General features: G+C 46.9%; 20 protein-coding genes. 10 read left to right on the forward strand and 10 right to left on the reverse strand.

Translation table 11 applies throughout. The annotated features are described in order from the left end of the window. Positions 1 to 176 precede the first annotated feature (176 nt). Positions 177 to 338, reverse strand: coding sequence for a hypothetical protein (locus tag HP548_RS29125; protein WP_017690239.1), 162 nt, complete (start codon positions 336 to 338; stop codon positions 177 to 179). Positions 339 to 482: 144 nt separating this feature from the next. Here HP548_RS29125 and HP548_RS29130 point away from each other — a divergent pair, with 144 nt between their 5' ends. Then, positions 483 to 764: a hypothetical protein gene (locus HP548_RS29130; RefSeq protein ID WP_076290201.1), complete on the forward strand. Its 282-nt coding sequence runs from the start codon at positions 483 to 485 to the stop codon at positions 762 to 764. A 206-nt stretch (positions 765 to 970) separates the two neighbouring features. Continuing rightward, complete coding sequence (locus HP548_RS29135; protein WP_246318263.1) at positions 971 to 2,830, forward strand: sensor histidine kinase; 1,860 nt, start codon at positions 971 to 973, stop codon at positions 2,828 to 2,830. A 77-nt stretch (positions 2,831 to 2,907) separates the two neighbouring features. On the opposite strand, the gene HP548_RS29140 is transcribed toward HP548_RS29135, so the two are convergent. Further along, a complete protein-coding gene (locus HP548_RS29140) occupies positions 2,908 to 3,168 on the reverse strand; it encodes an NHLP leader peptide family RiPP precursor (RefSeq protein ID WP_240343015.1) in 261 nt (86 codons plus the stop codon). Positions 3,169 to 3,204: 36 nt separating this feature from the next. Beyond that, positions 3,205 to 4,152, reverse strand: a complete 948-nt coding sequence (locus tag HP548_RS29145) for a hypothetical protein (protein ID WP_099855708.1) — start codon at positions 4,150 to 4,152, stop codon at positions 3,205 to 3,207. Between the two features lie 220 nt (positions 4,153 to 4,372). Between HP548_RS29145 and HP548_RS29150 the strand changes: the two genes are divergently transcribed. Next, on the forward strand, positions 4,373 to 5,104 hold the full coding sequence (locus HP548_RS29150) for a hypothetical protein (protein ID WP_175383617.1): 732 nt from the start codon (positions 4,373 to 4,375) through the stop codon (positions 5,102 to 5,104). A gap of 51 nt (positions 5,105 to 5,155) precedes the next feature. On the opposite strand, the gene HP548_RS29155 is transcribed toward HP548_RS29150, so the two are convergent. Both HP548_RS29155 and HP548_RS29160 read right to left on the reverse strand, forming a co-directional pair. Further along, positions 5,156 to 6,406, reverse strand: coding sequence for an acyltransferase family protein (locus tag HP548_RS29155; protein WP_175383618.1), 1,251 nt, complete (start codon positions 6,404 to 6,406; stop codon positions 5,156 to 5,158). A 161-nt stretch (positions 6,407 to 6,567) separates the two neighbouring features. Next, positions 6,568 to 7,557: an LCP family protein gene (locus tag HP548_RS29160; RefSeq protein ID WP_175383619.1), complete on the reverse strand. Its 990-nt coding sequence runs from the start codon at positions 7,555 to 7,557 to the stop codon at positions 6,568 to 6,570. Positions 7,558 to 7,741: 184 nt separating this feature from the next. Between HP548_RS29160 and HP548_RS29165 the strand changes: the two genes are divergently transcribed. From HP548_RS29165 to HP548_RS29185, 5 genes are all read left to right on the forward strand, one after another. Further along, on the forward strand, positions 7,742 to 8,293 hold the full coding sequence (locus HP548_RS29165; RefSeq protein ID WP_076290195.1) for an undecaprenyl-diphosphatase: 552 nt from the start codon (positions 7,742 to 7,744) through the stop codon (positions 8,291 to 8,293). A gap of 235 nt (positions 8,294 to 8,528) precedes the next feature. Continuing rightward, positions 8,529 to 10,232 carry a methyl-accepting chemotaxis protein gene (locus HP548_RS29170; protein WP_175384005.1) on the forward strand — a complete coding sequence of 568 codons (1,704 nt, stop codon included), beginning with the start codon at positions 8,529 to 8,531 and terminating at the stop codon, positions 10,230 to 10,232. 330 nt (positions 10,233 to 10,562) lie between these two features. Next, the gene (locus tag HP548_RS29175) at positions 10,563 to 13,556 is read left to right on the forward strand and encodes a glycoside hydrolase family 9 protein (RefSeq protein ID WP_175384006.1); all 2,994 of its coding nucleotides are present in this window, start codon (positions 10,563 to 10,565) and stop codon (positions 13,554 to 13,556) included. A gap of 75 nt (positions 13,557 to 13,631) precedes the next feature. After that, positions 13,632 to 16,907: a glycoside hydrolase family 48 protein gene (locus tag HP548_RS29180; RefSeq protein WP_175383620.1), complete on the forward strand. Its 3,276-nt coding sequence runs from the start codon at positions 13,632 to 13,634 to the stop codon at positions 16,905 to 16,907. Positions 16,908 to 17,331: 424 nt separating this feature from the next. Next, entirely contained in the window at positions 17,332 to 18,111 is a 780-nt protein-coding gene (locus HP548_RS29185) for a C40 family peptidase (RefSeq protein ID WP_076290193.1), read from the forward strand. Between the two features lie 87 nt (positions 18,112 to 18,198). Here HP548_RS29185 and HP548_RS29190 read toward each other — a convergent pair whose 3' ends face one another. Beyond that, positions 18,199 to 19,107, reverse strand: coding sequence for an ArsR/SmtB family transcription factor (locus HP548_RS29190; RefSeq protein ID WP_099855718.1), 909 nt, complete (start codon positions 19,105 to 19,107; stop codon positions 18,199 to 18,201). A gap of 179 nt (positions 19,108 to 19,286) precedes the next feature. Here HP548_RS29190 and arfA point away from each other — a divergent pair, with 179 nt between their 5' ends. After that, complete coding sequence (gene arfA, locus HP548_RS29195; RefSeq protein WP_090953023.1) at positions 19,287 to 20,792, forward strand: arabinosylfuranosidase ArfA; 1,506 nt, start codon at positions 19,287 to 19,289, stop codon at positions 20,790 to 20,792. 207 nt (positions 20,793 to 20,999) lie between these two features. Here the strand turns inward: arfA and HP548_RS29200 are convergent, their stop codons facing one another. After that, complete coding sequence (locus HP548_RS29200; RefSeq protein WP_175383621.1) at positions 21,000 to 21,773, reverse strand: MBL fold metallo-hydrolase; 774 nt, start codon at positions 21,771 to 21,773, stop codon at positions 21,000 to 21,002. A 127-nt stretch (positions 21,774 to 21,900) separates the two neighbouring features. Between HP548_RS29200 and HP548_RS29205 the strand changes: the two genes are divergently transcribed. Beyond that, positions 21,901 to 22,332 carry an Lrp/AsnC family transcriptional regulator gene (locus HP548_RS29205; RefSeq protein ID WP_175383622.1) on the forward strand — a complete coding sequence of 144 codons (432 nt, stop codon included), beginning with the start codon at positions 21,901 to 21,903 and terminating at the stop codon, positions 22,330 to 22,332. Positions 22,333 to 22,345: 13 nt separating this feature from the next. Here the strand turns inward: HP548_RS29205 and HP548_RS29210 are convergent, their stop codons facing one another. From HP548_RS29210 to HP548_RS29220, 3 genes are all read right to left on the reverse strand, one after another. After that, positions 22,346 to 22,861, reverse strand: a complete 516-nt coding sequence (locus tag HP548_RS29210; RefSeq protein ID WP_175383623.1) for a hypothetical protein — start codon at positions 22,859 to 22,861, stop codon at positions 22,346 to 22,348. 103 nt (positions 22,862 to 22,964) lie between these two features. Then, entirely contained in the window at positions 22,965 to 24,710 is a 1,746-nt protein-coding gene (locus HP548_RS29215) for an ABC transporter ATP-binding protein (RefSeq protein ID WP_175384007.1), read from the reverse strand. Between the two features lie 106 nt (positions 24,711 to 24,816). Then, positions 24,817 to 26,559 carry an ABC transporter ATP-binding protein gene (locus HP548_RS29220; protein ID WP_175383624.1) on the reverse strand — a complete coding sequence of 581 codons (1,743 nt, stop codon included), beginning with the start codon at positions 26,557 to 26,559 and terminating at the stop codon, positions 24,817 to 24,819. Positions 26,560 to 26,820 lie beyond the last annotated feature (261 nt).

Here is a 26,820-nt window from a genome sequence, read left to right on the forward strand (position 1 = left end):
ATTATATTTAATGGTTGTTTGTTTAATTGGGCAGTTATCTAGTAAAGGTTCTTATTCGGTAGTTACCCAAAGGGCTAACATTGTAATCTCGCACAACTTATGATTCCCTTGTGTTCCCAAAATATGAATATAAGATGAAAGTGCAATGTACGGATTACAGATTCAACGTATAGGCTTTAAAATTTTGGAAATACATATTTGACCAAAAAGTACAGAAATCCAAAGAAAATAATGATATAAGCCGCATACTTGATAAACGTGGAAGCGACCATACTTGAATCCGATTTGTGTTGGACATCCTTATGTTCTACCTCTACCGTTCTGTGTGGCTCATTCATTTGAATCACTCCTCAATGGTAAGTGTTTGCTTTGAGGAACATTACACCCGGAAGGGACGATTGAATCGCAGAGATCAGTTTTACAGCTTTTCATCTTTGGCCTATGATATGATGAAACATGGATATATGAGGGAGGGATTCCAATTGGATTGGTATACGCTGGGCAATATGATCACTCAAATCCGAATCGGGCAAAAAGCGTCTACGCCCGGGTTTTCCCGTACCGTTATACGCCGTCCGGACGGGCTGTTCTGGGTAGGCGGGATATGGTCAGGACAGATTGTCCAGTTGCGGGATTATCTTTTCTCGGATATATGGACGATCTATGACGATGAGGAGACGGAGCAGTGGTTGGAATATCGTACGAAGATTGAACAGAAAGAGCGCGAAATGATTGAGAACCAGTTCGAAGATCTGCGCGGATAATGGAGAAAACACTCGAAATCTATCAATAAAATGGAAATAAAACTATAAATCTACTAAAATGTGAATTTTCATTTCCCTACAAGAAGGTGACACGTCAAACTGTGGCGAATGATAAATGAGAGAACTTGAGGGATAGAGAAAATAAGAACTTTGAGGTGCTGTGAATGAAAAATGTGCCCAAAGCTATCATCATCTTATGGATAAGTATGTTGAATATTCTTTGCTTGCCGCATGATTTCGTCTCAGCGACTGCAGGAGAAGTTGACAAACCTGTATCCATTACGGGATGGGAAGTAAAATGGGGGAACGTACACGATCAGGGATTCATCAGTGAGGTTCAAGGTTCAGAGGAGATCTGGGAGAAGCAAGGTGCAGAAAAGCTGGAATATAGCAGCGAAGAGGCTCCTTCGGGTTCCATGTGGACTCGTTTGACCATTCCAAAAATAAATGAAGATAGCTCGGCAATCCGTTTTGAAAATATTAAAGGGAACCACATTGTAATCTATCTGGATGATCGTAGGGTGTATGAGAATTATCATTACAATTATGATAACAACGCTGTGTTGTTACCCCTTTCGAGTGAGAATTCAGGTAGCAAACTGTATGTATGGTCCGAGAATGAAAAAGGCAGACTTGGCATCTACGGAACAGTTCAGGTTGGGCCTTATGCTACATTACAGGAAAAATACATTCACAATGGACTGCTTGATGTAATATTGGGAGCGACCTTTGTGTTCACGGCTCTAACGATGCTGAGTTGCACTTTTTTCCTGGGCAAATTCCATACAGGGTTGTGGATTTCGCTATGTATCGTGATGGGTTCAATCGGAACGATGATTATCACCTATTCACAGTTTTTATATACGTTCTATCAGGTCTACGGTAATCTGTATTCCGTATTGTTTGACCTGGCTATGCTGATGGGCATGCCTGCACTCTGTTATTTTTTTGAACAAATTATCGGACCAGGTCGTTATGGCATCTTTACCAAACTAAGAAAATTCCAATTCATCTATTCTATAGTAGCTGTGGCTGCCCTGATGATTGATTTTATTTCAGGCGGTCAATGGGACATGCTCTATAGTTTGTTGGTTCAGAATGTAATTGGATTTGTTCTCGTAATCCTGTTGAGCATCTTAATGATCGGCACCATCTCCAAAGCACTTCAACGGAGCCGGGAAGCTCTTTTGCTGGCTACGGGATTTGGCACATTTGCCTTAATCAGTGTTGCTGAACTACTCTGGTATTACCAGCGTAATGGAACATATCATCTGATATGGTGGAAATGGTCCATGGTTGCTTTTATTATCTCACTTATTGCCATACTGGGAAGCCGATTTGCTGAAAAACATACCAAAGTGCTTGAATACTCGAAAGAGTTGGAATTGTTCAATAATGAATTGCAGCGATCCGAGAAAATGGAGATCATTAGCGAACTGGCGGCGTCGGTTGCTCATGAGGTTCGTAATCCACTGCAGGTGACACGAGGATTCCTTCAGCTTATGACAGAGCAGGAAGACAACAAAAACAAAGGGTATGTGCGGATAGCTCTGGAGGAGCTTGATCGGGCATCCGGCATTATTACCGACTTCCTAACGTTTGCCAAACCGGAGTTCGATCATATTGTCTCTCTAAACATCGCGGATGAATTTGATCATATTGAAGGCATTCTTGTACCGATGGCTAATCTGGAAGGTGGCAAAATAACAACTGATATTCCGCCAAATCTATGGATTAGAGGGAACTCGTCCAAGTTCAAACAGGCTTTTATTAATATTATTAAGAATAGTATAGAAGCTCTGCAAGGAGAGGGTCAGATTGATATTTGGGCTTATGCCCAGGACGGGATCATCAAGGTACATGTTAGAGATAATGGAGAGGGCATGGATGAGGAAGCGCTGGTCCGCCTTGGGGAGCCTTATTTCTCGAATAAAATTAAGGGGACAGGCCTTGGCATGATGGTGACTTTCCGAATCGTTGAAGCCATGCATGGGCAGATCAGCTTTACAAGCACAAAAGGGGTAGGAACAGAAGCCGTTGTATCTTTTGCTGCGTTCGTCGAATGACGAGCGGCAGAAGTGTACGATGGCTTTTTGGTTCACTACCCCTGATGTCGATCAATCACATATTCAATCTAATCCGTTTAGCTTCTCCACGGTCCGCAATTTACGTCATAATCCACTTTGGATGGATTGGGAGGAATCACGAGAACATAATCGTTCTGTTGTTCTTCAACGGTACGGACTTGAATGTGTTCAGGAATATCAATGCCAAATGCTTCGCGAAGCGCTTGCTTCGGGTTGGAGTGCAGTTGTTGTCTGAAGTGCTCATCAGTCCAGGCCTTTTCAATAATATCCTCGTGCAACGTTTTCTCTGATACCATCATCGTCAACATTCCCTTCATATTTAAAATTCAACTGTACCAGCTCTTCTTTGGTGATTAGGACAAATGTTGTTTCTCGCTGATCCAGTAATGAAACCCGCCTTGAAAAAGCATTTTTTTGTGTTGTTCAATGTCGTGAACAGTTTGTCCCAGAATGCCGCATAAGTAGGAATTAAATGCTTCGAGATGCGAAATTCCCGAGTTAGAAGATGTTAGTCTGATGTTATATTGCTGAGCAATGTCTACATAGGAGTTCATCAATTGGGTATTGTATACATTATCATGTACACGTTCGCTTACAGGATGAGCCGGGTAGTTATGTTCCAGTGCTGCGGATATGTGTGAGAGGAAGCTGTTGTAATTTCCATGCACAGCATCTTGTTTCGTGTCTGTGAAGTCATCTGTCATCTGGAGAGTCATCAGTGCAATGTTGACGGCAGAACATACCGGAGTAATGCGACGCTCCTGTTCCAAAAGAAGGAGTGAGCCAGCAGCTCCAAGTTGAAGTGGGGCGGCTTTTTGGGCGATTAATAGCGGGCTTCTCTTGAAATAATCGATGGAGTTCTCACCGGTGACGCTCATGGCCCAATCCTCCACATACTGTCTGAAATACGTCCAGAACGGGGAAGAAAGGCTGAATAGCTCTGAATAGGCACAGATCGCATCCACGTAGTAAAGATTACCCAGTGATAATTTCAGTGTTACATCTTCTGGCTGTTCGTCCATAACTTCATCCTGATTCAGAAAATATAGCATATGCAGGAGACAAGCAGTACTTAGTTTGTGTGCCTTCTCTGGAGGTAGACCATCTGAGAGCTGCATCCACAATGGAATAATGTAGCCGATGTAGCTGTGACCCGAATCTCGTAACAACGGATTGACCAAATGAAGTTGTTCTAGTGCATGTTCTGACATTGGTTCAGGATATTTCTGTACCAGCTGCTCTGCTGCAGCGAACACCACCTCCACATCGGATCTAAACGGATCAAACCATTCTCTCCGCATCGTTTGGTTACGCCCTTCCCATAATAAAGTAATTAAGGACTTTTCGACTAGATCATGAAGTTACTTTCAGTATACCGGAAATGAATTGAAAAAAATAGGAGGTTTTGTGATGAATTGTGAAAAAAACAATGACATTTTGTATTTTTATGGCATAAAAAAGCGGAAGTTAGGCTCAAACTAAGAGAGCACAGGATTTTGACATATGAAAGGAAGAAGAGAAATGAAATACAGATGGAAAAAATGGATGGCAGCCGGACTGGCAGCCGTATTTATAACAGCATCAACCGGCTATACGGCATCCGCTGATCCAAATGGATCTGTTGAAGATGGGGCTACACCATCCTCTTCCACAAACCAGAAGAAGCCATGCATGCAAGCAGGTCATGGCCTGTTTATGATTGGAGAAACCGCAGACCTGCTCGGTATTGGGCTCCGTGATTTAAAGGAACAGATGGAGCTTGGCAAAACGTTGACTCAGATTGCTAAGGAACGCAAGGGACTTAGTGAAAATCAATTGTTGGAGAAGCTGAAGCCTTCGCTCTCTCAGCGATTGGATAAAGCAGCCGAAGAAGGCTGTCTCACGAAAGAGCAGGCAGCAGCAGCCAAAGCAGGTATGGATACGAAGCTGAAGAAGGTAATCAACACACCACTGCGGGAGTTAAGACGTGAGTTCGCTCACCATGGCAACAGACATCCAATGATGGACAAGGGCGCTATTGCACGTTTTCTCGGCATCACCCCGGAGCAGCTCCATCAGCAGCTTCAAAGCGGGAAATCATTAGCTGAGATTGCTCAGGCAAAAGGCATCAGTGAAACGCAGTTGGTAGACAAGCTGAAGGAGCAGTTGACGGGTGACCTGAAAAGGTTCGTTAATCAGAAGGGCAATACACATCAAGCTCCTGGTCCTCACGAACCTGTACCCGGTCGATCCGCTTCCACAGAAGTGAAGTAAGAAAAAAGCGTCTTCCACGAAGGGAGACGCTTCTTCTATATTCAATCAGGATTAGCTGGTTTCCGGACTGCGATTTGCGCTAGATGACGGATTACGCTCGGGTGAACTTGTTCTGATTGCAGAAACAGTATCATGCAAACGGGGACTTGGGCGTTTCTTCCGTTGTAATCCTATGGTGAAGCGAGAGCCAGGAAGTTGGGAAAGTCCCCAGCTGATTGCAAGAGACGTTGCCACGGTGACAAGAAACGAAAGCAATGTAATCGGTAGATGCCATCCGGTTAGCGTAAGTGGTCGGGTAATATACGCAATGCAGTAGATAACCAGTGCATGAACCAGATAGCCACCAAAGGAATATCGGCCAATCCACGTCAGGAGACGCTGAAATGGTGAATCTTTGCCACGCAGCAGTACAAGGAACCCATAGAACATGAACATCTGGGCCATGATGATGATGAATGTTGTTGGTTTCAGATAGGTTGATATATTCAGGTTAACGACATCACCCGATCCCCGCAGCACATCATACCCAAGCCACATGTACATGCCGATAAACAGACAGACCATCCAGGGCAATACTTTTGCGGTCCAACTTCTCCAACTATCCACTGACCAGGCACAGACTGCGCCCAACAAAAAGTAAAACCAGTACATAACCCATGAATAAGAGCGATACTGCAGCAAACCCGACCAAGGTTGGGGTAAGGAAGCTGTCCATCCGCCCATATCGTAGTAGGACCATTTCATAAGTAAAGTGTATAATGCCATCCCAATGAGAATCAGCGTGATGACGGATTGCATTGGGGTGAAGCGTGTAACTTTTTCAATACGTTTCTGAATGAACTTGGCTCCCGCAAGAAACAGGGGAAACAGAATATAGAACTGAAACACCATAATTACAAACCACAGATGATATCCCGTCTGGGGGAGGAACAGTTCACGAACAAGACTGCGGAAATCTGGCATACCCGAAAGCCAGAACTCGGGCGTGAATACCCGGACAAACAACCAATAGATGAACGTCCATACCACAAAGGGCACATAGATATCTCCAAACCGCTTACGGATAAACTTGGGGTAATCCGGTTTGGTATGACTATGATGATAGAACAGCATTACACCGGACAGAAAGACGAATGTCGGTGTACCAAAACGAGTCAGATGATAAATCATGGTCAGTATGATGGAATCAGGTTGTTCAATATCAGCGCGATATATATATTCTGCAATGTTATGCTGCATCACAATAGCGAGAAATGCAAGGGCGCGCAGTTGAGTCCATTCCACGATTCGCGGTTTATTCACGTGTAACCCTCCTTCGTGTAACCGGAATTCATCATTTAAGGGTACCTGTTAAACATTAAGACTGCATTAAATGGGGGAAATAGGTACAAAAAAAGATGGCAGCAGCCATCTTTTAGTCGAAGTATCTTTGCGATACCTGCCTCATTTTGTTTCCATTCCATTTAGTTTAAGTCTTGTACTTTTGTTGATTCATCCTCTGAAGATTTTGCATCTTCCTCAAACAAATTCTGAATGTATGCTTGAAGTTTCGGTTTATTAACACCGAGTACCTGGGCAGAGCCTGCAAGCTCATTGGTAAGCAGCTTGTTAGGAGGGATCTGCTGTTTATCGATTTCATTCACGTTAATATCGAATCCGAGCGAAGCTAATTTTAACATCTGTGTTGGACTGAGGTCTGTCTCGATATATGGAGCGACAGCTTCCAAAATTTCAGGAATCTTGAAGAGTGAAGTCGTGCTTTGCATCTTCTTGGCCAGCTCAGTCATGAAAATCCGTTGCCGTTCGGTACGCGTAAAGTCTGATGTGGCATCATGCCGGAATCGGACATATTGGAGGGCGGTCTTACCGTCCATATGCTGAAGTCCTTTTTTGAGATCAATATCGTACATATGTTTATCTGCTTTGCTGGTATAATACATGTCTTTCTCTACATCAATATCGATCCCGTCTACAGCATCAACCAGCGCCATAAATCCGATAAAATCGGTATACACGTAGTGCTGGATAGGGATGCCGAGCAAGTCACCGACCGTTTGTTTGGTTAATTCCGCTCCGCCGTAGGAGAAGGCCGCGTTGAGTCTGCTCTTTCCGTGTCCCGGAATATCAACATATGTATCACGCAGAACAGAGAAGAGATGGGCTTTCTTGGATACCGGATCAATGGAAGCGACCATGACCGAATCTGAACGGCCGGCATCATCCCCTCTGGTGTCACCTCCAAGCAGCAAAATGTTAACTCGTTCCTTCCCTTCCCATTTAGGAACAGGGGTGGTTGGAGTGTCCGTATTTTGGTTTGTGTCAGAAGTGGAAGTCTCGGAAGCAGTTGAGATGCTATTGGCAAAATGAACGATCGAGTATCCGTAATATACAATGACACCGGCTATGGCAAGTGCCAGGGTTAGGGATGTTCCCCATAACCATTTCTTAAGCATAATCTTCACCTTTCTATGAATGAACTATTATGTAACCCAAACTAGTTTAACAAAAAGTAAGAGAAATGTCCCCTTTGATTTCGAAAGTTCGGTTACTAGGCTACATGTTTGACAAATAGTTAGTGTATATTTATTATGTAAAAAATAATCGTGATTTGTGTAATGGAGGTATTAAACGACTGTTATGAATCAATCTGTATTTAATTGGATCAACCAGTTTGCTGATCGTATTCCGTTTCTGGATTGGTTTATGATTACATCCGCTGAATATGCCGTTTGGGTTATGATAGGGCTTCTTGTGATTGTGTGGTTTCTTGGCAACCCGTCGAAGCAACGAATTGTGTTTTATGCGTGTGTAGCTTCAATCGTAGCACTTGTTCTGGCAAAATGGGGAATTTCACCTGTGGTAGGTCATCCAAGGCCGTTTATGGAAGGCACGGTGAATCAACTGGTTCCGCATGTGCCAGATCCATCTTTTCCAAGTAAACATGCTTCCTTTGTATTTGCGCTAGCTGCAGCTTCGTTTTTTATTGGACGTCGCTTCGGTATGTGGATGCTGTTGCTTGCTGTGCTGACAGGAGTGTCGCGGGTTTATGTAGGTGTACATTATCCTGGGGATATCCTTGGTGGATTTATTCTGGGTAGCCTGGTCAGTGTAATCTTGATTGCTACGCGTAATTATACCAAGTCGATTCCTGATTTCTTCATTAACATTCATCGGCGAATTTTCCGTTAGAAATGGTTGAATATAGTAGGGATTGGAAGAGAAGTTTCGGATATGAAAGCCTTAAGTCTTTGGTGAGCCAAAGACTTAAGGCTTTTTTTGTGTTTATTTCGAAGTTAACTGAAATTTACAAAAAATCGAATTCTCATATATACAATTCATGACGATACGTGTCGATATACTATAAATATGTACTAGTTGAGGAGTGGGGAACATGAAAGACTCGCGGGGAAACGTGACAAAGAAATTGAGATTAACAATTCGAATGAAATTACTGACTGGATTTCTAATGGTAGTGGCTTTACTGGCTTTTGTAAGCATTTATGCGTTAACCCAAATTCATGATATGTCCAAAAAGGCCGATGAGATCGACAAGATGTGGATGCCCAGTGTGAGCCTGCTCGGGATGATGAATGGTGATGTTTCCGACGTCGAACGGCTTGCTCTTGCAATAATTGTCGAAACGAATCCAACTGAAATCACCAAGATGAATGAAGTGTTGGAACAGCTCCAAGCCAAGATTGCGATTGAGCGCAAGGAACTGGTTTCACTTATCTCAGGCAATACCGAAGCGGTGGGAATGTACAATACATTTAGCACGAACTATGAGGCGTATTTGGCTAAAATGCCGGAATTTATGAAATTGGGCATGGCTAACAATTACGAAGAAGCCAGCAGATTGCATTCAGAGGCCTATCCATTATGGTATACAGCGAATGATACCATTGCTCAATTAATCACGATGGGGAACTCACTGTCGGATGCAGCAACGAATGCATCGGTTGAGTCTGCTGAACAAGCATTTAATATTATTTTGGGAGTCACTATTGTTGCTTTCCTGGTCGCCATGTTTATTGCCTTCTTCATTGCAAGCATCATCTCGCGTCCAATTCAGAAGATGAATGCAGCAGCGATGTTGATTGCAGATGGGGATCTGACCAGTGAGAAGATTGTTCTCAAGAACAAGGATGAGCTGGGAACGCTGGCCGATTCCTTCAATGTGATGACTGGCAACCTGCGGGAGATGATTCAATCTGTATCGATGACATCCGAACAGGTAGCCGCTTCCTCGGAAGAACTTCTCGCGAGTGCTGAGCAGAATACAAGGGCGTCGGAACAGATCTCCGAGACGGTTGAGGAATTGGCTGTAGGCACATCGGATCAAGTAGATATGGTGAAACGTTCTTCACAGGCGATGAGTGAGATGGCTCTTGGTTCGGAACAAATCGCTGAGCTTGCTCAAAGTGTATCCGTATCTGCTGTTGATGCAGCGAATCAGTCAGCCGAAGGAAATATGATTATTCAGCAGGCTGTTGAACAGATGGGATCTGTTCGCAACTCCATTGCATCACTGACAGAACTGGTTACAGGGTTGGGAGAACGTTCCGCAGAGATTGGTACCATTACCGAGGTTATCAACAATATTGCCCGTCAGACTAATCTGCTTGCATTGAATGCAGCAATTGAAGCGGCACGTGCAGGTGAGCACGGACGTGGCTTCGCAGTTGTAGCCGGAGAAGTACGGAAGCTCGCAGAGGAGTCTTCTACATCCGCGCAGCGGATTACGGATCTTGTCCAATTGATTCAGAAGGATACAGATCATGCCGTGCAGGCTGTGAAAGTGAACAGCAATGAAACGGAAGCCGGCATTGAGATTGTAACAGCGGCTGGACAAGCCTTTGAGCAGATTTCGGATGCAGTGAACAAGGTCGCTGGTGAAATCCAGGAAGTATCTGCAGGTTCGGAGGAAATGTCAGCAAGTACGAATGAAGTTGTAGGGTATGTGGATCAGATCTCTAACATCGCTGGAGAAGCAGCAGGTGGGGTGCATAATGTATCCGCAGCAACCCAGCAGCAGCTGGCTTCGATGGAAGAGATCGCTTCCTCCGCAGGTTCTTTGTCCAAAATGGCTGAAGAGTTGCAGGAGCAAATCAACAAATTCAGAGTGTAAACGATCCAAAAGTAGGGTGTTCAGACTGGATAGTACCATGGATCATCATGCAACCTGTAGCACGGGTTATTCAAAATATCAGGACTGTTTCTCATATTGCGTTCAAGCGATATGAGAAACAGTCTTTTTTGTCATATCACTACCCAAACATGTCACAACAATGTTATTTCAGAAGTCACCAGCGCTGATATTGCAACTGGAGCAAAAGGATATAATGGTAATTAATGGTGGAAATACATGGAGTCACACCATAGAAAGGAGCGGGTCATTACATCAGTGTAATTGGAAAATTACGAGACGACTATTGCAAAAGGAGATGAATGGTTGAAGATGAAGGGAAGCTGGTGGAGACGAATCGCTATCCTCGCGTTATCGGTAGGGCTACTGGCAGGAAGTACATCCATACAGGCATGGAGTGGTAAGGCAGATGCGGCTGCCGGGAATCATAACTATGCGGAGGCATTACAAAAGGCGGTTTATTTCTATGAAACACAGCGTTCAGGGATTTTGCCCGAAGACAATCGGGTGGAATGGCGTGGTGATTCCGGATTAAATGACGGAGCGGATGTTGGGGTTGATTTGACCGGAGGGTGGTACGATGCTGGAGATCATGTGAAATTTGGTCTGCCCATGGCCTATTCGGCTACGATGTTAGCTTGGTCTGTTGTGGAATACCGTGAGGGATACGAGCAGGCAGGGCAACTGGAGCAGATTAAGGATAACTTGAGATGGGCTACAGACTATTTTGTGAAAGCGCATACGAAACCAAATGAATTATGGGGACAGGTTGGAGCAGGTAATACAGACCATGCCTGGTGGGGCCCTGCTGAAGTGATGCAGATGAACCGTCCTGCTTATAAGATCGATGCATCCTGTCCGGGAAGTGAACTTGCGGGAGAAACTGCAGCTGCACTCGCTTCTTCATCCATTGTGTTCCGTGACAGTGACCCGGCTTATGCCAACAAACTGCTTCAGCATGCGAAGGAACTTTACAACTTCGCGGATACGTATCGAGGCAAATACTCGGATTGCATTACAGATGCTCAATCGTTCTACAATTCATGGACAGGTTACTATGATGAACTCGCCTGGGCAGCAACATGGTTATATATGGCGACAAATGATAGCGCTTACTTGTCCAAAGCGATTGCTACGGCGAATCTGTGGCAAGCGGATGGACAGAACGGGAACTGGGCCTATACATGGACCCAAGGCTGGGATGACAAACATTACGGAGCACAGATTCTGCTGGCCCGCATTACTTCGAGTCTGAACATGCCGGAAGCGACGCGGTTCATTCAATCCACGGAGCGCAATCTGGATTATTGGTCTGTAGGCACGAATGGACAAAGGATTAAGTATACACCGGGCGGGCTTGCCTGGCTTGATACATGGGGATCACTCCGGTATGCAGCGAATGCATCGTTTATTGCTTTTGTGTACTCCGACTGGGTCAGTGATCCGGTGAAGAAGGCGAGGTATCAGGACTTTGCCGTCTCTCAAATGAACTACATTCTGGGAGATAATCCTCGCCAAAGTAGTTATGTGGTCGGTTATGGTCAGAATCCGCCTAAGCACCCTCATCACCGGACCTCCCACAGTTCATGGACGAACAATGAAAATGTACCTTCAGAGCACCGTCACACGTTATACGGCGCGATGGTTGGGGGACCGGATGGAACGGATGCCTATACCGATTCCATTGGGGACTATGTCAGCAATGAGGTGGCAACCGATTACAATGCAGGCTTTACAGGCGCGTTAGCCAAAATGAATCTGTTATTCGGCCAGAATGATCAGCCCATCGCGAATTTTCCGGCTCCGGAAGTGAAGACAGATGAGTTCTTTGTCGAAGCTGCTGTGAAGGCATCCGGTTCCAATTACACGGAAATCAAGGCTCAACTGAACAATCGTTCAGCCTGGCCTGCGCGGATGGGGGATAAGTTGTCTTTTCGTTATTTCCTGGATCTGAGTGAAGTTTATGCTGCAGGATACACCGTTTCCGATGTCCATGTTACAACCGCATATGCCGAGGGGGCTACTGTATCCCAACCGGTTGTGGTTGATGCAGCGAAACGAATCTACGCTGTTACAGCGGACTTTACTGGAACCAAGATATATCCAGGCGGGGAAGGACATTATCGCAAAGAGGTACAGTTCCGCATTACCGGCCCGCAAGGCGCCTGGCATGCGAATAATGATCATTCATTCCAGGGCTTGGGCACAGGCAATGTGGCGAAGAGTGTATATCTCCCAGTCTACGATGCGGGAATACGGATATACGGTCAGGAACCAGGTGTTACATCGGTCGTCACTCCTGTTGCACCTTCGGGAGTGCAGGTTGTGTCAGGGAATGCTCAGGTAATCCTGAACTGGGTAGCATCCCCTGGGGCAGAATCATACACCGTGAAGCGTGCCGAGGTGAATGGCGGTCCATATACTTCTGTAGCGACAGGTGTGCATGGATCGACATACACGAACACGGGGCTCACGAACGGGAAAACCTATTATTATGTAGTGACGGCTGTTAATTCAGCCGGGGAATCTCCCGGTTCTGAACAAGCCTCTGCCACGCCACAGGCTGGAACATCGCTGCCTGGTGCACTGACATTAAGCGGTACTTCAGGCAATGCACAGTCGATTCTGACCTGGACGGCAGCAACGGGAGCTTTGTCTTATAAGGTACAGCGCTCAGTTGTAGGTGGTGCTTATACCGATGTGGCAACTGGGTTGGCAGTATTGAATTATATCGATGTAACAGCGGTAAATGGAACGGCGTACAGTTATCGAATCGCCGCTGTGAATGCGAGCGGACAGACGTTGTCCAACATCGTGACGGTTACACCGAGTGCGCCTCCGGCCACGACGGGCACGCTTGAGGTGCAATATCGTAACGGAGGGTCAGGTGCTTCCGGCAATGCGGTGACTCCGCAGTTTAATCTAAAAAACACAGGCACTCAGGCGATTGATCTGAGTACGGTGAAGCTCCGATATTATTTTACCAAGGACGGTGCAGGCGATCTGACCTTCTGGTGTGATTATGCTCAGATCGGCACGGCCAATATTGAAGGCCAATTTGTCACGCTGACTCCGGCAAAGGGGACAGCGGATACGTATCTGGAGATCAGCTTCAAATCCGGGGCTGGCAGCCTGGCTGCTGGAGCGGAGACGGGCGTGATCCAGGGGCGCTTTTCCAAGAACAATTGGAGCAATTTCGATCAGAGCAACGACTATTCCTATGATGCAACTAAGACGGCTTTTACCGCATGGAATCAGGTAACTGGGTTTCAGGGAGATACGAAAGTCTGGGGTATGGAGCCGTAACCTAAGGGAGTTCAACAGCAAGGGCAGACCCGCAGTAATTCTAATTGAATTTCACCATTCCAGGGAGGTAAGTACATGTTGAAATCAGCTGCTAAAAAAAGTTTGTCTGCCATGCTAGCAGGCACCGTTATGTTAACCGGGTACACCGGCTTGTGGGCGGGTCCCCAAACGGTTTATGCCGAAGAGCAGACCATTGATGCTCAGGCGGACGGAATAAACGAAGCTCGATTTTTGCAATTGTATGATCAACTGAAGGACCCGGCGAACGGTTATTTTTCTCCAGAGGGCATTCCGTATCACTCGATTGAAACGCTGATGAGCGAGGCACCGGATTATGGGCACATGACGACATCCGAGGCATACAGTTACTGGCTCTGGCTGGAAACAATGTACGGTCACTATACGGGTGATTGGTCCAAACTGGAAGCCGCTTGGGACAGCATGGAGAAATACATCATCCCAGTCAATGAAGGTGACGGCAAGGAAGAGCAGCCTACGATGAGTTATTACAATCCGAACAGCCCGGCCACCTATGCAGCGGAAAAACCTTATCCGGATCAATATCCTTCTGCCATTAATGGTCAATATGCTGCCGGAAAAGACCCACTTGATGCCGAGTTGAAAGCTTCCTACGGCAACAATCAGACATACCTGATGCATTGGCTGCTGGATGTGGATAATTGGTACGGCTATGGTAACCTGCTGAATCCGAATCATACGGCAGCTTATGTGAATACATTCCAGCGTGGGGAGCAGGAGTCTGTATGGGAGGCCATCCCTCATCCTTCCCAGGACAATAAAACGTTTGGCAAAACGGGCGAAGGTTTCATGAGCCTGTTCACCAAGGAGACCCAGGCGCCAGCAGCCCAGTGGCGTTATACCAACGCAACGGATGCTGACGCACGTGCGGTACAGGTACTGTATTGGGCGAAGGAGATGGGCTATACCAATACAGCGTATCTGGACAAAGCGAAGAAGATGGGTGACTATCTGCGCTATGGGATGCACGACAAGTACTTTCAGAAGATCGGAAGTGCCAAGAACGGTACACCAACTGCCGGTACAGGCAAAGACTCTAATATGTATCTGATGGCGTGGTATACCTCATGGGGCGGCGGCCTTGGCGAGGGTGGGAACTGGGCTTGGCGGATTGGAGCCAGTCACACGCATCAGGCTTACCAGAATCCAGTGGCAGCTTATGCCTTATCTGATCCGGAAGGCGGCCTGATTCCAAAATCAGCAACTGCCAAGGCAGATTGGAATGCATCGTTGAAGCGCCAACTGGAATTCTACACTTGGCTACAGTCTCACGAAGGAGCGATTGGAGGGGGAGCGACGAACAGTTTTGATGGCGCTTACAAAGCTTATCCTACTGGAACCAGTACGTTCTACGACATGGCTTATCAGGAAGCTCCAGTATATCGGGACCCGGACTCCAACACGTGGTTTGGTTTCCAGGCTTGGTCGTTGGAGCGTGTAGCTGAGATGTATTACATTCTTGCCGAGAGCGGGGACCTCAGCTCTGAGAACTTCCAGATGGCCAAAAAAGTCATTACCAAGTGGATTGACTGGTCCAAGGATTATGTGTTTGTGGATGAACGTCCAGTTACAGATGCTGAAGGATATTATTTGAATGCGGCAGGTCAGCGTATTCTTGGTGGTACCAATGCACAGGTTGCAACTTCACCTGCACCAGGCGAATTTTGGATACCAGGCAGCCAGGAATGGCAGGGGCAACCGGATAAATGGAATGGGTTCAGTTCCTTTACGAACAATCCTAATTTCCATGTGGTAACCAAAGATCCTGCTCAGGACACAGGCGTACTGGGGAGTTATATCAAAGCCCTGACGTTCTTTGCTGCAGGGACTCAAGCCGAAGGCGGCGTACTCAGTACCAAAGGACAGGAAGCCAAAGATATAGCCGAGAAACTGCTGAATACAGCCTGGGATTACAATGATGGTGTGGGAATTGTCACCGAAGAAGTCCGTAAAGACTACTTCCGCTTCTTCGCCAAAGAGATCTACATTCCGGCGAACTGGACGGGAACCTTCGGGCAAGGGAACACGATACCGGGTACAGCTGGCGTACCTTCTGACCCCGCCAAAGGTGGTAATGGCGTATACATTGGTTACTCTGACCTGCGTCCGGCCATCAAGCAAGATCCGGCTTGGGCTTATCTGGATAATCTGTACAAAACGTCTTATAATCCAACAACGAAAAAATGGGAAAATGGCGCACCAACCTTTACGTATCACCGTTTCTGGTCACAGGTAGATATGGCTACCGCGTATGGAGAATATGATCGTCTCCTGGGTGAAGCCGGAAACCCAGGAATTCAGGTGCCGGGAGCTCCAGCTGGTCTGACAGCTGCAGCAGGCAGTGAACAGGTTGTTCTGAACTGGACAGCATCCACTGGTGCCGCTTCTTACACGGTAAAACGTGCAGAGGTAAACGGTGGCCCGTATACTTCCGTAGCAACGGGGGTTACTGGCTCGACCTTCACAGATACAGGACTGACCAATGGCAAAACGTACTATTATGTGGTGACCGCAGTGAATACGGCAGGTGAATCTGCACCTTCTGCTCAGGCCTCCGCAACACCGCAAGCGGGAACATCCATACCGGGAGTGTTAACCCTTACAGGAACGGCAGGCAATAATCAGGCTGTGCTAACATGGACCGCATCGACCGGGGCTGCAAGTTACAAGGTACAACGCTCGGTTGTAGGTGGAACCTACGCCGATCTAACTACAGGTCAGACGGCATTGACTTACACGGATGCCACGGCAGTGAACGGTACCGCATATAATTACCGAGTGGTAGCTATAAATGCAAGCGGGCAGACCTTGTCCAATGTAGTGACGGTGACACCCACAGCGCCTCCTGTAACGACAGGTACACTTGAAGTGCAATACCGCAATGGTGGTTCAGGGACGTCTGGCAATGCGGTGACCCCGCAGTTCAATATCAAGAACACTGGCACGACAGCAGTGGATCTGAGCCAGGTGAAGGTGCGGTATTACTTTACGAAGGATAGTGCATCCGATCTGAGTTTCTGGTGTGATTACGCTCAGATTGGCAGCGCCAACGTTGAAGCTCACTTTGTGACAGTAGATCCGGCTAAAGGGACAGCGGATACGTATCTGGAGATTGGTTTCAAATCCGGGGCAGGCAGTCTGGCTGCCGGAGCAGAGACGGGAATTATCCAGGGTCGCTTCTCGAAGAACAACTGGACGAATTTTGATCAGACCAATGACTATTCTTTCGATGCGTCCAAAACGGCCTTTAGCGCCTGGAACAAAGTGACCGCTTATATTGGCGGAGTCAATGCTTGGGGGATGGAGCCATAATCGATTTATATTGAGACAGAGTACAGCCGGGGAGAGATCTCCGGCTTTTTTGTGATGATTTTGGGATTCAGGTACTCATTATCGCGAAATGAACCATAGTAATGTTTACCAAATATAGAATTTGAATATTAAAATATAGGTCGTATGGCGCATGTCCTAAGTGATGCTCGGTTTAGGTCTCATTTCTGCTTAAAACGAAGCACAGCAAATAGTTACAATAATTTAACCTTTGAAAAAGAAGAGATTTGCGGCAGTTTTAGCCAACTGATGTGAGAGGTATCCCTGATTCTTAGTGCTCAAGCCTGCCTGATCGAATACAGGACTTTGGACTGATGATCGTTATGGACAGCCCGTTTTACAATGGGGCAAGCCCGGCGAATGAGGCCAGGTTAAAATTCTGTAACATCAGGGGGAACACGACATCATGAACTGGAAAAGCAAGATCATTACTGCAAGTGTAACAGCAACGATGCTGATGGGAAGTCTGACAACAGGAGCATTAACGACACCTGCATCAGCAGCGGCAGTTGATAATTCAAAAGTTAAAGTCATCTGGGGCGTTAATTTGCGTACATCGCCATCTTCTTCCGCAAGCATTGTTCGTTTGGTGCCAAAAGGAGAGACTGTCACGGTAGTGCAAAAATCCGGATCAGGCTGGTATAAAGTTACGGACTCCGGTAACCGGACAGGATACATATCATCTTCTTCAAAATATACACAAGCCGTGAAAGGCAACACGACAACAGGAAGTTCAGTTACAGGCAGTGCTTCGGTGGAGAAAGTCATAGCTGCTGGTATGAAATATTGGGGAACGCCTTATGAATTTGGGGCAAGTCGTAACAGTACGGCTACGTTCGATTGTTCAAGCTTTGTCCGCCAGGCATTTATTGATGCACTTGGAATCAAGCTTCCATCCGATTCGCGTAAACAAGGTGCTTATGTGAAAGCTAATGGTACCGTTCAGACCAATTGGAAAAATCTGAAGCGTGGCGACCTGATGTACTTTATGTCCTACAAAGGCAGTTCGGCTTCATCGTATTCTAGTGTGAACAAATCCACTGCTACGATTACCCACACGGGAATTTATCTGGGTGACGGCAAAATTCTGCACACTTATTCCAATGCTGGCGGCGGTGTAACGATTAGTGATATCTCCGGTAAACATTGGGAGTACCGTTTCCTGTTTGGTGGGAGTGCACTTTAAGTTCCAGTACGCTTATTAAATAATGAACATATATAGAACCTTCCATCTCTGCTTATACGGGGGATGGAAGGTTCTTTTTGTTGTTTATTAGTCCTGGTAGTACAGACGGAACAGAATATCCTGATCATAGTTGCCGAATCCTTGACCATACAACGTCAACCCGCCCACATGCTGCGCATCTTCCTCCACGGAGAGGCGTAATGTCCACTGATTGCGTTCCACGGGAATATCAGCAAGCGTAACTTCGGACATAAGCTGTCCATCAATAAATGTGCCCTCATGGGTGATCCGCAGCACTTTGAGCATGCCGTATTGATTGACACTGTCGCTCCACCATTCCGGGGTGAACATGCCTCGTCCATTTCCGGAATCTCCAGGACTTGTCCATTCACCTAGTCGAATTCCGTTGAGCATGAAGGTAATATCCGAGGGCCAATTTGGGTTGACCGAAGGGGCCTCTGAACCTATTTCAAGTGACAATTCAATGGCACTGATCTGTTGACCTGACAAGATATAGTTTGGGATTTTGTATTCTACGAATCCGCGTCCAAACCAGAGAATATGGGCATGCATGCGTTCGGGATCCAGAAAATAGCGTGGATCATCATATTGTCCAATGACCTGATTGGATGTAGCCAGACCACAAGTTGGATACACATCAAAATGGGTATAATGCCCGACAGGGATTGCCACTTCATGAAGCTTGCGGGAAGCTCCCGTTTCCTGTGGCATAGAGATGCCAATCCAGTCGACTGCCAGGCTGTTCATTTTGTGCGTGCCGCCATCCTTGCGAATCATTTTGGACTGAATAATGCCCACATCCTGAAGCTTGCGAACATGCATGGTTACAATTGCGCTGCTCAGGCCGAGTGATGCGGCAATGTCCTTCACGTTCATTGGGGTCTCCGCGACAAGTCTGATAATCTGCAGACGCACTTCACTCGCGAGTGCTTCGTATAGGGGCAGCCATTCTGCATCGGTATTTGCTCTAATCACATCTGTTCCTCCATTTTTGATTTATAGAATTAAGTTAAACATAAATCCAGTCAAAAGAATAATATTTTGCAAAATTCAGGTTGAAATTGGTGCCATAATCGATTTTAATATAAATATGAACGTTGATCCATAGATTATCAATTAATTTTTATATTAATCTTAGGGAGCTGAACTTCACGATGGAAAAAGCAAAAATGACGGTAGACAAGGATTTCACAATTGGCGTAGTTGATAAACGTTTATACGGTTCATTTATTGAACATCTGGGACGTGCCGTATACGGTGGAATATATGAGCCGGGTCATCCTACAGCGAATGAAGCCGGATTCCGTGGAGATGTGCTGGAGATGGTTAAGGAGCTGCAGGTCCCGATTGTGCGGTATCCTGGCGGTAACTTTGTATCTGGTTACAATTGGGAGGATTCTGTTGGTCCTGTGTCTGAACGCAAACGCAGACTGGAACTCGCCTGGAGAACAATCGAGACCAATGAATTCGGGTTTAACGAATTTGTGGATTGGTCCAAACAGGCGAATTCGGAAGTGATGATGGCCGTCAATCTGGGAACACGGGGTGTAGACGCAGCCCGCAACATCGTGGAGTACAGCAATCATCCTGAAGGTTCCTACTATAGTGATTTGCGTATTAAACATGGATACAAAGAGCCTCATGCCATCAAAACCTGGTGTCTAGGCAACGAAATGGACGGTCCGTGGCAGATTGGTCACAAAACAGCAGAAGAGTATGGACGGATTGCACTTGAAGCGGCAAAAGTGATGAAGTGGACAGATCCAACGATTGAGCTGGTCGCTTGCGGAAGTTCATCCCTGGGTATGCCATCCTTCCCGGAATGGGAAGCAACGGTACTGGATCATACGTATGATCATGTTGAATATCTGTCGCTCCATCAGTATTACGGTAATGCTGAGCAGGATACGCCGACATTCCTTGCGCGTTCCCTTGAGATGGATCGTTTTATTGAGACTGTAAAAGCAACCTGCGATTATATCAAAGCGAAGAAGCGCAGCAAGAAGACGATGTTCCTGTCCTTTGATGAATGGAATGTCTGGTACCACTCTAATGAAAGTGACAAGAAGCTGGACCCATGGCAGATTGCTCCGCCACAGTTGGAGGACGTATACAACCATGAAGATGCACTGCTTGTGGGATGTATGCTGATCAGTATGCTGAAACATGCGGACCGAGTTAAGATGGCGTGTCTGGCGCAGCTCGTCAACGTGATCGCTCCAATCATGACCGATAATGGTGGTGCTGCATGGAGACAGACGATCTTCTATCCGTTCATGCATGCTTCCGTGTTTGGACGTGGAACAGCACTTGTACCGTTGATCCAGTCCCCGAAATATGACACCAAACAAATTACGGATGTTCCTTATCTGGAGGGCATTGCGGTGCATAACGAAGAGCAGGGTGAAGTAACTGTTTTCGCTGTAAACCGTCATCTGGAAGAATCACTTCCACTTGAAGTGGATCTGCGCAGTTTTGGGAAGTGCCGCTTGATTGAGCATATTGTGCTGGAAAGTGATGATCTAAAAGCAGCCAATACCGCAGCACAGCCGAATCGCGTTGCTCCGCATAATCGTGGTGATGCAGAAGTATCAGATACACTGATCACGGCAAGCCTGGCCAAAGCTTCGTGGAACGTAATTCGATTGAAAGTTCAATAATAGGTGAAATGAGTCGAGGAATCATTCAGGGTTAGTTACACTGAGCACTCCGATGGTAGAACTACCTTGGGATCGTTGTGTTCCTCAACTATAAACGTGAATAAAAGCTGGATGCGAACAAATCACATCCAGCTTTTTCGTGTTTCTTGGAGAGAACTACTAGAGAAGACTCCATTTGTTAAAAGTCACTCATCTCATCAATGAACTTTATTTTAACTCCGTATCCGGTCCGAACACAAAGCTCTCGCCATCGCGTGGAATGAGCACCTGTCCGTCCAATTGTTCGGATGCCAGATAACTGGCGAGGTCCACACGGGACATCATGCAATGGTTAATGGCATCCATATGCACAGCAATCACATGTGCATCCGGTGCATGGCGTTTCACGGCAGCGACGTCAGGCCCGTCCATCGTAATCGGATCTCCTTGCAGGAAGCGGGCACCGCCAGCATTCACAACAATCACCTCAGGTTGGAATTGACCAATGGCTTCGGCGGGCTCTTCGCACCAGATGGTATCCCCGGCGATATAGGCGACAGGTTCTTCGTCAGCTTCCAATACAAAACCAGACACCTTGCCCATACGTTCGCCAATTTCCCCGGTTCCGTGTTGTCCTGAAGTGCGGGCCAAACGGACAGAATGATACTCGTGTTTCTCATCCACGGCGGTAACGTTGGTAAATCCGGCTCCAGTGAACACGGCCTCATCTCCTGGCTGGCACAGCAGAGGTACATCCTTGCGGAGCTGTTTCGCTGCTGCTTCATCCCAGTGATCGGGGTGGGTATGCGTAACGATCACCAGATCTGGATTCATATAATCTGTTTCCGTCTCGGGTAAGGAGACTCTAGGATTGCGTAATTCATTGGGCGTGTTCGGGAAAGCAGGCATCACTTCTTTATCCATCAACATGGGATCAACCAGTATATTCAGACCCCCATATTCCAACCATAATGTAGCATTACGAATCAATTGAATTTTCATCGAACCTGCACTCCTTCGGGAATTAATGTTATTATCCTATATGTTATACAACCCGTTTATGGGCGTAAATAACACACTGAAAGTAAACAGACCACTTTAATTTCAAGTTGAAAGGATTGCAAAATAGATGAATGAGACGATTGATGATACAGATATACGCATACTGAAAAGCCTGATCCGGGACGCCAAACGTTCTCACAAAGAGATCGGCGAAGAGGTGCATCTGACCGGACAGGCTGTAGGTGCGAGAGTGCGTAAGCTGCATGATCTGGGTGTGATTGAAGGCTATACGGTAAAATGGAACCCGGAACGCCTCGGCTTGGGCCTGCAGGCATTTGTAACGATTTTTCTGAATTCCGGCGACCGACATGCCGCCTTCCGTGAATTTATGGCTGCACGTGAAGACATCGTGGAGGTTCACCGTGTCAGCGGAGAGGGCTGTTATCTGATGATCGTACGCACAGGAACCATGGAGCAGCTTGGCAGTTTGCTGGAAGCCATTTTGCCGTATGGAAATTATAGAATGAACCTGTCTGTTGGTATCGAAAAGTCGGAATGATGTGAGCTGGATTTCAGATGTCCTGTTGCTGTTTCTCACGCAGCGTCTCCTGTAAAAGGACGACTGCTCGAACGAGCTCTTTTTTGGTTAGCAAATGATCGGTCTGGATATGACGCCGGGTGCCGTCTTTCAAATACAGGGCAATCATGGGGGAAGCAGACAATATCCATTTGCTGAAGGCGGGAGAGCCAAGCTCAATTTTACGAATCTCATTCCAGGGAATGGTCCGTTTAAGGGTATGAAGACCTTCATCATTCCAGGATAATAACACAGGAGAACTCGCGATTGCGCGGGATAGAAACATAAAAAATAAAGGCCCGATAAACCACATGCCAAGAATGGCTGCGATGGAATAATACAATGTCTCCAGTTGTCCAGCATGATCGTCATAGATGATCCATAACAGGGTTACACATAACAGAAAGAACAGAAGACATATTGCTCCTTTCCATGTAGCCGTGAAACGGCGATAGCCAATCTGTCGATGCTCAAGCTTCGACTCTGATGATTTAGATAATTCAGGTTTCATAAATACGCCTCCTTAACATCATTTCCCAGAAAATATACCAAACATGCCGCCTGCATCGCAGAGCGGCACGTTCAACGTTATAAAACCCATTTGGTTGGATGAGCTAGCCAGAAATAGCTGAATCGTTACCGGCTTCACGCGCATGGGTGTAAAGATCAGCATATACCCCTTCAGCATCGATTAACTTCTGATGTGAGCCTTCCTCGACAATCTCACCATTCTCCATAACGAGAATCCGATCTGCATGCATGACTGTAGATAATCGATGTGCAATAACAATCGTTGTTCTTCCCTGAGAGACGGATTCCAGCGCCTGTTGTACCAACTGTTCGGTATGCGAATCCAGATTGGCGGTTGCTTCATCCAGGATAAGCACTCGGGGTTGAAAGACCACGATTCGGGCAAACGATATCAGTTGACGTTCTCCGGCCGACAGACCGCTTCCACGTTCGGAAAGACGAGTATCATACCCTTGCGGTAAACGTGAAATCATGGCATGTGCTCCGACGAAACGGCAGGCCTGAATAGCCTGCTCTCTTGTAATATCCTCGCGGAACATGCGTACATTGTCAATGATGGAGCCTGAGAATAGGAATGGTTCCTGCTGGATCAGACCAACGATCCGATGAAGATTGGCCTGCGGGAAATGGCGAATATCTACGCCATCGATCTCGATGCTGCCCTGATTCACATCGTAAAAGCGATTGAGCAGGGAGATCAACGTACTTTTGCCAGCGCCTGTTGTGCCTACAATACCCACCATTTCACCTGGATAAAGATGCAGATTCATATGCTGAATCAGGGGGCGATCTGCCCGATAGCCGAATGAAACATCATTAAAATCAATCTGTCCCATCACGTTCCGTGGTTCAAGTGTGGAGGCAGTCCCGGGTTTGGGGTCATCGACTTCTGGACGAGTACTCAGAATGTTCCAGATTCGATCCATGGATACGGTTGTCGACTGGAATGTGTTCCACTGCATGGTGATCTGGTTAATCGGCTGGAAGAACTGACGGATGTAACTGATAAACGCATAGAGCACACCCACCTGCAATGATTCACCCAGCACGGCACGTCCTCCAAGCCATACCATCATAACAAGCGCCGCATTGCCAAGGATATCAAACGTCCGGTTGAATATAACATTCGAACGAGCTTGTGTGATATTGGCCTTCAGGTGAAGTTGGTTCTGTTCCGTGAATCTTTTCTTCTGTTCTTCTTCCTGATGGAAGGCCTGGATCAAAAACATGCCGGACAGGTTCTCTGCCGTAAATGCAATCAAACGGGAGAGACGAGTTCGGGCATTCTGATAAGCCCTGCGTAGCTGGCTCCGAAATAATACCGCAACGATGGCGATCACAGGCAACACGATGAGGGAGTACCCTGCGAGTACCGGATCGAGCTGGAACATAAAGACGATAATGAGCACCAGCATCATGCCATCCCGGATGAGACTAAGCAGTACTTGAGTGAAGAAACTGCTGATCGTTTCCGTATCACTGGATACATTCGTCACCAGACTGCCGATATGGAAACGATCGAAGAAAGACATCGACATTTTGGAGATATGCTTGAACAGGTCTTTGCGAATGCGAGAGACGATGTTCTGACCGACATGTTGCAGCAGATTGTTTTGTACATAGGTAAAAATAAAGCTGATTACAGCCAGCCCCAGAAAGATAGCTGCCAACTGGACAAGGAAACCTACACTGGTCTGACCAATTGCCAGGTGATCATCGATCGCGATCTTCACCAGGTAAGGCTGAAGCAAATCGGCGGAGATGCCGAGCAGCGAACAGAGAAAAATACCTGCAAAGGCCCATTTATGGGGTTTGGCGTAGGACATCATCGCTTTGAAGGAAGTGCGCTTACTCTGGTCTGCGCCTGCATCGGAACCGGACCCATGCCCTGACGGTGCTTGTGCTCCGGCATCTGAACGAACTTCAGCGTTACGGTCAGTCATGATGTAATCCCTCCTCCTGCAAACGATAGGTTGCAGCATATAACCCTTTTGCGGCCATCAGACCTGCGTGTGTTCCCTGTTCAGCGATTCGGCCTTCATCCAGAACGATTATTTCGTCGGCATGACGGACCGCACTAATCCGGTGGGAGATAATTAGTGTTGTTTTTCCTTTGCCGATCTCACGAAGGCTGCGCAGAATGCCACTTTCAGTGACGGCATCCACAGCACTCATACTGTCATCTAGAATGAGCACCTGCGCTTTTTTGATCAACCCCCGTGCCAGACTGGTGCGCTGACGCTGCCCACCAGACAACGTGAGTCCGCGCTCACCCAGCAGGGTATCGAACCGATCAGGGAACCGGATAATGTTCTCGTATATCATCGCTTGTCGTGCACTGTGCTCTACGGTGTCTAGCGGAACCTCACGGTCGCTAAAAGCGATGTTGTCCCGAATGGTTGTACTGAACAGGAATCCATCCTGCGGTACATAGGCAATACGGGATCGCAGACTTTCCAGCGACAGCTGCCGGATGTCGGTTCCGTTAATACGGATCGTGCCTTCAGGCGGCTCATATGTACGCAACAATAGCTTCACAAAGGTACTTTTACCAGAACCTGTTTTGCCCACAATGCCCACGGTTCGTCCTGCCTGGATATTCAGACTGATGTTTTTGAGCGCAGGGGATAAACTGCCGGGATAGGAAAAGGACAGATTCTCTATCGTGATATCGTTCACGGCTTTGAGACTGGTCGCATTGGGAAGCTCGCGCACGTCAGGCACTTCCGTCAACAGATCATTTACCCGCTCCAGTGATGCTCCAGAACGCTGCATGGTATTGATCACATTACCGATTTGTTGAAGCGGTCCCATGATGATCCGCAAGTATAGCGTTAATGCAACAAAACTTCCGAGTGTAATGGAGTTCTGCATCGTCAAAATTCCGCCAACAAGCAGGGAGACAACCAATGAAATGGCACCCAGTAGCGGTAGCAAGGCCTGAAATAGAGAGGACAGACGAACAAGCCGCAGCTGTTTGCTTTTGATTGCATCTACTGTGAATCCAAAACGTTCACGGGCGCTGTCTTCAATGGCAAATGTTTTGGTTACACGAATACCACCCAGCTGTTCCTCTGCGGATTCCGTCATGGTTGCAAGAGCATCCTGCACATCACGAGAGCGCTTGCGAATTCGCGGACCGAAAAAAACGACCAGAAACGGAATGGCCAGCAAAGGCACAATACTGATCAGAATAAGTTTCATCGGGATTCCGCTGAGCAGCATCATCACGATGCAAGATAATAATAGAAATGTTGCATTGGTCATCATGGTGACGCCGTTGGAGATGGCTTCACGTACAGAGGTGACATCATTCATGACGTAACTGAGCAGTTTCCCATTTCCCTGTTTGGAAAAATAGTGCTCGCTAAGTTCGGAAAACTTGCCGAAAATGCGCTCACGTGTCATGAATTCGAAGCGGCGTCCAAGCTTCATGATCATGAATTGCCCGGTACCGAATAACAGATTATAAGCGATGGCTATAGCCAAAAGCGAAAGACTGTACCGGATCACCGTATTCATCTGAAGGGTGTTCTGCATGAGTTGATCCGTGAAGCTGCCCAGAATTCGGGGCAAGGACGCCTGACCCACATTGGAGGCAATAATCAGTAGTACAGCGAACAGATATACGGGCCAGTTGGCAATGACATAGCCTCGTAGTAATCCTTTCTTGGACATAAGATTTGTTCTCCTTTGTTCAGGGTAAAAGTTGGTTTGGAATCGGAGTCAAGAAAAGGGCCGACACCTGATAATAGCGCGTCGTGCCCTCTTACTTTATGCGATCCGGTTTGCTGTTTATCCGTCATTCGATAGAATTCTCTATTCTTATTTTTGCGCTAATCGTTAAGGATGTCAACGAAGCAAGCAAGCATAATGGAAAGAAAGCAGATCAGCGCCCGCAGAGTAAGGGATATATGCAGTATTTCCGTCATTTATTCA

Origin of the sequence: Paenibacillus taichungensis (assembly GCF_013359905.1) — a bacterium.
GTDB classification, from domain to species: Bacteria; Bacillota; Bacilli; order Paenibacillales; family Paenibacillaceae; genus Paenibacillus; species Paenibacillus taichungensis.

Coding starts and splice junctions, on each gene's coding strand:
- HP548_RS29125 (WP_017690239.1), bottom strand. CDS start 338: ATGAATGAGCCACACAGAACGGTAGAGGTAGAACATAAGGATGTCCAA.
- HP548_RS29135 (WP_246318263.1), top strand. CDS start 971: ATGTTGAATATTCTTTGCTTGCCGCATGATTTCGTCTCAGCGACTGCA.
- HP548_RS29140 (WP_240343015.1), bottom strand. CDS start 3,168: ATGAAGGGAATGTTGACGATGATGGTATCAGAGAAAACGTTGCACGAG.
- HP548_RS29145 (WP_099855708.1), bottom strand. CDS start 4,152: ATGCGGAGAGAATGGTTTGATCCGTTTAGATCCGATGTGGAGGTGGTG.
- HP548_RS29150 (WP_175383617.1), top strand. CDS start 4,373: ATGAAATACAGATGGAAAAAATGGATGGCAGCCGGACTGGCAGCCGTA.
- HP548_RS29160 (WP_175383619.1), bottom strand. CDS start 7,557: ATGCTTAAGAAATGGTTATGGGGAACATCCCTAACCCTGGCACTTGCC.
- HP548_RS29165 (WP_076290195.1), top strand. CDS start 7,742: ATGAATCAATCTGTATTTAATTGGATCAACCAGTTTGCTGATCGTATT.
- HP548_RS29175 (WP_175384006.1), top strand. CDS start 10,563: ATGAAGGGAAGCTGGTGGAGACGAATCGCTATCCTCGCGTTATCGGTA.
- HP548_RS29180 (WP_175383620.1), top strand. CDS start 13,632: ATGTTGAAATCAGCTGCTAAAAAAAGTTTGTCTGCCATGCTAGCAGGC.
- HP548_RS29185 (WP_076290193.1), top strand. CDS start 17,332: ATGAACTGGAAAAGCAAGATCATTACTGCAAGTGTAACAGCAACGATG.
- arfA (WP_090953023.1), top strand. CDS start 19,287: ATGGAAAAAGCAAAAATGACGGTAGACAAGGATTTCACAATTGGCGTA.
- HP548_RS29200 (WP_175383621.1), bottom strand. CDS start 21,773: ATGAAAATTCAATTGATTCGTAATGCTACATTATGGTTGGAATATGGG.
- HP548_RS29205 (WP_175383622.1), top strand. CDS start 21,901: ATGAATGAGACGATTGATGATACAGATATACGCATACTGAAAAGCCTG.
- HP548_RS29210 (WP_175383623.1), bottom strand. CDS start 22,861: ATGAAACCTGAATTATCTAAATCATCAGAGTCGAAGCTTGAGCATCGA.
- HP548_RS29215 (WP_175384007.1), bottom strand. CDS start 24,710: ATGATGTCCTACGCCAAACCCCATAAATGGGCCTTTGCAGGTATTTTT.
- HP548_RS29220 (WP_175383624.1), bottom strand. CDS start 26,559: ATGTCCAAGAAAGGATTACTACGAGGCTATGTCATTGCCAACTGGCCC.